This window comes from Rhodococcus sp. NPDC057014 (assembly GCF_042673295.1).
In the GTDB taxonomy this organism is placed as follows: Bacteria; Actinomycetota; Actinomycetes; order Mycobacteriales; family Mycobacteriaceae; genus Rhodococcus_F.
The window spans coordinates 1-2,577 of sequence record NZ_JBHUSF010000571.1 but is presented as its reverse complement, the minus strand read 5'-3'; the positions used below and the strand labels follow the sequence as shown (position 1 = coordinate 2,577).

The 2,577-nt window shown below is 68.1% G+C and carries 3 protein-coding genes; all 3 read left to right on the top strand.

The window, feature by feature from the left end; translation table 11 throughout:
* The coding region (locus ACFTZB_RS44925) for an MFS transporter (protein ID WP_378442371.1) at positions 1 to 784 on the top strand (784 nt) is incomplete at its 5' end.
* 37 nt (positions 785 to 821) lie between these two features.
* Positions 822 to 1,337 (top strand): cyclophilin-like fold protein, encoded by a 516-nt coding sequence (locus ACFTZB_RS44920; RefSeq protein WP_378442369.1) that lies wholly within the window; start codon positions 822 to 824, stop codon positions 1,335 to 1,337.
* A 42-nt stretch (positions 1,338 to 1,379) separates the two neighbouring features.
* Complete coding sequence (locus tag ACFTZB_RS44915) at positions 1,380 to 2,519, top strand: alpha/beta hydrolase (RefSeq protein WP_378442367.1); 1,140 nt, start codon at positions 1,380 to 1,382, stop codon at positions 2,517 to 2,519.
* Positions 2,520 to 2,577: the final 58 nt, after the last annotated feature.

Below are 2,577 nucleotides of genomic sequence, written 5' to 3'. Positions count from 1 at the left end.
GTTGGGTACCTTCGCCGGCCGGTTCACCGGCTGGCGTGGCCCGTTCTGGATGCTGGCGGTGCTGGCCGTCCCCGCGCTCGTCGCCGTTCTCCGGTTCGCTCCGGCCACCGTGCGCGGGGACACGGTGAGTGTGTCGGCGCGCTCGGAGATCTCGGCGGTGCAGCCGTGGCGGGTGTGGGCGGTGCTGGGTGTGATCATGCTGGCTCAGGCCGGGTTCCTCGGCGCCTACAGCTTCATCAGTCCGCTGCTGACCGACCGTGCCGGTATCTCCGCCGCGCTGGTGCCGCTGGTGCTCGTCGGCTTCGGTGTCGGCGCCGTGGTGGGGACCGCGCTGGGTGGTCGGATCGGCGACCGGCGACCGCTGGCGACCATCGCCGCGGCGGTAGCACTGACCTCGATTCTGCTGCTCGTCCTGGCGGCGACCGCGAGCCACTCGGCGATCGTGGTGGGTCTGGTCGTGCTCCTGGGCGCCTCCGGGCTCGGCGCGAACCCGGTGCTGATCGCCCAGACCATGCGATTTGCCGGATATACCTCGCGGCTGGCGTCGTCGCTGGCGACCTCGGCCTTCAACCTCGGCACCGCCGCCGGATCGGCGTTGGCCGCCACCACCTTGTCGACGTCACTGGGGGTGGTCGGGCCGGCGGCCCTCGGTGCCGCGATCACCGCCACCGCGCTGATCCCGATCGCACTGTTGGTGAGCACCCGGGCGTCGCGTCCTTTTGCCGCCAATCCGCCGCCCCGACCCACCGACGAGACGCCGCCGGTCGCCACATCGGTGAGCTGAAGCGCGGCTGAACACCGGTATCGACAGGAGAAACAGCATGCGCCCCATCATCACCGCGCTGGTCGTCCTCACAACGGCCGTCACCGCCGTCGCCGGGCTGTGCGCCTGCGCGAGCACATCGGACCCGGCCACGAACAGTCCGATGACCGCATCATCCGCCATGCAACCTGCGAGGGCGCAACCTGGACAGAAAGAACCGTTCATGCAGATTCGGCTCAGGATCGACGGTGCGGAGGCGATCGCACGACTCTACGACAACGCCACGGCACGAGACTTCGCCTCCCTGCTGCCGGTCACGATCACCCTGCACGACCTCGGCGGCCGCGAGAAGGCCGGGCCGCTGCCTCGCGAGCTCGCCGACGGTCAGGGCCAGAGCAGCTACCGCGCAGGACAACTCGGCTACTGGGCGCCCAGCAGTGACCTGGCCATCTACTACCGCGAGGACGGTTTCACGATTCCCGATCCCGGGATCGTGATGATCGGCGAGATCGACACCGGACTCGACGCCATCACAGACGACGGCAACGACACCCTCACCATCACCGCAGCCTGACCACCCCACCGACAGAAGAGGACCACCATGCGTGGAGTAGTAATGAATGCCCCCGGCGATGTGCCGACCGACGCGACCCGTCCCACACGGCGGGGCCCTCGGCGCTCGACGAAGATGGTCGGCGCCGGTATTGCCACGCTCGCAGTCCTGGCCGCCTCGGCCTGCTCGGCCACCGACGCGCCCACCTCCTCCGCGGCTCCGGCCTCGCCGGTCGCGAACCCGGCCTCCGGTGATCTGTCCCACGGCGCCGACAATTTCTACACCAGCGACCAGGTCAGCATGGAGAAGGTGACGTTCAAGAACCAGTACCGGATGGACGTCTCCGGCAACCTGTTCGTCCCCAAGAACCTCGACCGCAACACCAAGACCGCAGCCATGGTGGTCGGGCACCCGATGGGCGCGGTCAAGGAACAGAGCGCCAACCTCTACGCCACCAAGATGGCCGAGCAGGGTTTCGTCACCCTGTCGCTGGACCTGTCGTTCTGGGGCGAGAGCGCCGGCGAGCCCCGCAACGCCGTCGCCCCCGACATCTACACCGAGGACTTCAGCGCCGGCGTGGACTTCCTGCGCACCCAGTCCTTCGTCGACACCGAACGCATCGGCGCGCTCGGCATCTGCGGCAGCGGCAGCTTCGTCATCAGCGCCGCCAAGATCGACCCCCGCATCAAGGCCGTCGCCACCGTCAGCATGTACGACATGGGCGGTGCCACCCGCAACGGGCTGGGCCACTCGGTCACCCCCGAACAGCGCCAAGCCGCCCTGGCTCAAGCCGCCGCGCAGCGAGACGTCGAATTCGCCGGTGGTCCCACCGAATACACCGGCGGCACACCCGAACAGCTGACCGACCAGCCCGTCCCCATCGCGCGCGAGTTCTACGACTTCTACCGCACCGCGCGCGGGAGCAGCCCCGGCACCACCACCCATCCGACCCTGTCGAGCAACGTCAAGTTCATGAACTTCTACCCTTTCAACGACATCGAGACCATCTCACCTCGCCCGATGCTGTTCATCGCCGGCGAAAACGCGCACTCACGCGAGTTCACCGAAGAGGCCTACCGCCTCGCCGGCGACCGCAAGGAACTGGTGATCGTTCCCGGCGCCGGTCACGTCGATCTCTACGACCGGGTCGAGATGATCCCGTTCGACAAGCTGACCGAGTTCTACACCCAGAACCTCACCTAACGAGTGCTCGTACCTCCGAGGACCCACGGAGATGCCGGCGCTCGGTCCCGGTGCTGTC